The organism is Ruegeria sp. YTSA072 (assembly GCF_059610285.1).
On the sequence record NZ_JBXWNI010000035.1, the window covers coordinates 1 to 3,002 of the forward strand.

Annotated in this window: 3 protein-coding genes; all 3 read left to right on the top strand. The window is 61.3% G+C overall.

Annotated features, from left to right (window positions below; all coding sequences use genetic code 11):
* Positions 1-19 precede the first annotated feature (19 nt).
* The 3 genes from AC2FIB_RS22425 to folD are packed head-to-tail and all read left to right on the top strand — an operon-like array spanning position 20 to position 3,002.
* On the top strand, positions 20-1,696 hold the full coding sequence (locus AC2FIB_RS22425) for a formate--tetrahydrofolate ligase (RefSeq protein WP_058273699.1): 1,677 nt from the start codon (positions 20-22) through the stop codon (positions 1,694-1,696).
* A gap of 57 nt (positions 1,697-1,753) precedes the next feature.
* Positions 1,754-2,059 carry a chorismate mutase gene (locus AC2FIB_RS22430; RefSeq protein ID WP_058272292.1) on the top strand — a complete coding sequence of 102 codons (306 nt, stop codon included), beginning with the start codon at positions 1,754-1,756 and terminating at the stop codon, positions 2,057-2,059.
* 52 nt (positions 2,060-2,111) lie between these two features.
* Positions 2,112-3,002 (top strand): bifunctional methylenetetrahydrofolate dehydrogenase/methenyltetrahydrofolate cyclohydrolase FolD, encoded by an 891-nt coding sequence (gene folD / locus AC2FIB_RS22435; protein ID WP_496842726.1) that lies wholly within the window; start codon positions 2,112-2,114, stop codon positions 3,000-3,002.

Below are 3,002 nucleotides of genomic sequence, written 5' to 3' on the forward strand. Positions count from 1 at the left end.
CAACCGGGGGTTTTGCCCAATGAGCTATAAATCGGACATTGAAATTGCGCGCGAGGCGCAGAAGAAGCCTATTCAGGAAATCGGCGCTAAGATCGGCATCGATTCTGCTGATCTGCTGCCCTATGGCCATGACAAGGCGAAGGTGAGCCAGGAGTTCATCAACTCGGTTCAGGGTCGAGAAGACGGCAAGCTGGTGCTGGTCACCGCGATCAACCCGACGCCTGCGGGTGAGGGTAAGACGACCACGACCGTTGGTCTGGGTGATGGTCTGAACCGCATTGGCAAGAATGCGATGATCTGTATCCGCGAAGCCTCGCTGGGCCCGAACTTCGGCATGAAGGGCGGCGCTGCAGGGGGCGGTTACGCGCAGGTTGTTCCGATGGAGGAAATGAACCTGCACTTCACCGGGGATTTCCACGCGATCACCTCGGCGCATTCGCTGCTGTCGGCGATGATCGACAACCACATCTACTGGGGCAATGAAGCCGAGATCGATGTACGCCGCGTCGCTTGGCGTCGCGTGGTCGACATGAATGACCGTGCCCTGCGTCAGATCACGGCGTCCCTGGGTGGTGTGTCGAACGGCTTCCCGCGCGAAACCGGCTTTGACATCACCGTGGCGTCCGAGGTCATGGCGATCCTGTGCCTGTCCAACGACCTGAAGGACCTGGAAAAGCGTCTGGGTGACATCATCGTGGCCTATCGCCGCGACAAGACCGCTGTCTACTGCCGCGACATCAAGGCCGAAGGCGCGATGACCGTGCTGCTGAAAGACGCGATGCAGCCGAACCTGGTGCAGACGCTGGAAAACAACCCGGCCTTTGTCCACGGCGGCCCCTTCGCCAACATCGCGCATGGCTGTAACTCGGTCATTGCCACCAAGACCGCTTTGAAAGTGGCTGACTACGTTGTGACTGAGGCCGGTTTTGGTGCCGATCTGGGTGCTGAGAAGTTCATGAACATCAAGTGCCGCAAGGCGGGCATCGCGCCGTCTGCAGTGGTGCTGGTTGCCACCGTGCGTGCGATGAAGATGAACGGCGGCGTTGCCAAGGCCGATCTGGGTGCGGAAAACGTCGACGCGGTCAACTCGGGCTGTGCCAACCTGGGCCGTCACATCGAGAACGTGAAATCCTTTGGCGTGCCGGTTGTGGTTGCCATCAACCACTTCGTCACCGACACCGATGCCGAAGTGCAGGCGGTCAGCGACTATTGCGCCGCGCATGGGGTTGAGGCGGTTCTGTCGCGTCACTGGGAACTGGGCTCGGAAGGCTCTGCGCCGCTGGCCGAGAAGGTTGTCGAAATCGTCGAGGGCGGCAGTGCCAACTTCGCACCGATCTATCCCGATGACATGCCGCTGTTCGAAAAGATCGAAACCATCGCCAAGCGCATCTACCGCGCCGACGAGGTTCTGGCCGACAACAAGATCCGCAACCAGCTGCGCGAGTGGGAGGAGGCCGGATACGGCAATCTGCCGGTCTGCATGGCCAAGACGCAGTATTCGTTCTCGACCGACCCCACTTTGCGCGGCGCGCCCACCGGCCATTCGGTTCCGGTGCGTGAGGTACGTCTGAGCGCGGGGGCCGGCTTTATCGTGGTGGTCTGCGGTGAGATCATGACCATGCCCGGTCTGCCACGCAAACCGGCTGCGGAAACCATCTGCCTCAATGACGCAGGTGAGATCGAGGGCTTGTTCTAAGCCGCCGAATAGGACATCTCGTGGTCCGGGGTTTTCCCGGGCCATGAGGAGATCGCGATGCCCACTCTGACACCGCCGCAAGACTGTGCAACGATGCAGGATCTGCGGGTTCAGATCGACAAGCTGGACCGCCAACTGATCGAAATGTTGGTGGCGCGCGCAGGCTACATTGACCGCGCGTCCGAGCTGAAGCCGGGCGAGGGCCTGCCTGCCCGTATTCCGGACCGTGTCGAAGACGTGGTGCACCGCGTGCGCGCAAGCTCGGCCGAGCTGGGAATGGATCCGGATTTGGCCGAAAGACTGTGGCGCATGTTGATTGACTGGTCGATTGCACGTGAGGAACGTGTTCTCGGCCCGGACTGAATGACCGGGCGCTTCACGCGCCCGATCCGTTTTTGAAAGAAGGGATCAAAGGATGGTAGCCCAGGTTATCGACGGCAAGGCCTTTGCGGCCAAAGTGCGCGCGCAAGTGGCCGATCAGGTCGCAAAGCTGAAAGAGGAAAACGGCATTACCCCCGGCCTGGCCGTGGTTCTGGTCGGCGAAGACCCAGCCAGCCAGGTCTATGTCCGCTCCAAGGGCAAGATGACCGTTGAGGTCGGCATGAACTCTTACGAGCACAAGCTGGATGTCGATACCTCGGAAGAGGACCTGCTGGCGCTGATCGACACGCTGAACAACGATCCGGCTGTGCATGGCATTCTGGTTCAATTGCCGCTGCCCAAGCATCTGAACGAAGATCTGGTGATCAATTCGATCGACCCGGCCAAGGATGTGGACGGGTTCCATATCTCCAACGTGGGCCTCTTGGGCACCGGTCAGAAATCGATGGTGCCCTGCACCCCGCTGGGCTGTCTGATGATGCTGCGTGACCACCATGGCTCATTGTCGGGCATGGATGCGGTTGTGATCGGACGCTCGAACATCGTGGGCAAGCCGATGGCGCAGCTGCTGCTGGGCGACAGCTGCACCGTGACCATCGCGCACAGCCGCACCAAGGATCTGCCCGACGTGGTGCGCCGCGCCGATATCGTCGTGGCCGCAGTTGGCCGCCCCGAAATGGTGCCGGGCGACTGGATCAAGGAAGGGGCGACCGTCATCGACGTGGGCATCAACCGCATTGAACGCGACGGCAAGAACAAACTGGTCGGCGACGTCGATTATGCCAGCGCCGCAGCACGCGCCGGCGCCATCACCCCGGTCCCCGGCGGCGTCGGCCCCATGACCATCGCCTGCCTGCTGGCCAACACCCTCACCGCCTGCTGCCGCGCAAACAAACTGCCAGAACCAGAAGGCCTCACAGCCTGA

Coding starts and splice junctions, on each gene's coding strand:
- AC2FIB_RS22425 (WP_058273699.1), top strand. CDS start 20: ATGAGCTATAAATCGGACATTGAAATTGCGCGCGAGGCGCAGAAGAAG.
- folD (WP_496842726.1), top strand. CDS start 2,112: ATGGTAGCCCAGGTTATCGACGGCAAGGCCTTTGCGGCCAAAGTGCGC.
- AC2FIB_RS22430 (WP_058272292.1), top strand. CDS start 1,754: ATGCCCACTCTGACACCGCCGCAAGACTGTGCAACGATGCAGGATCTG.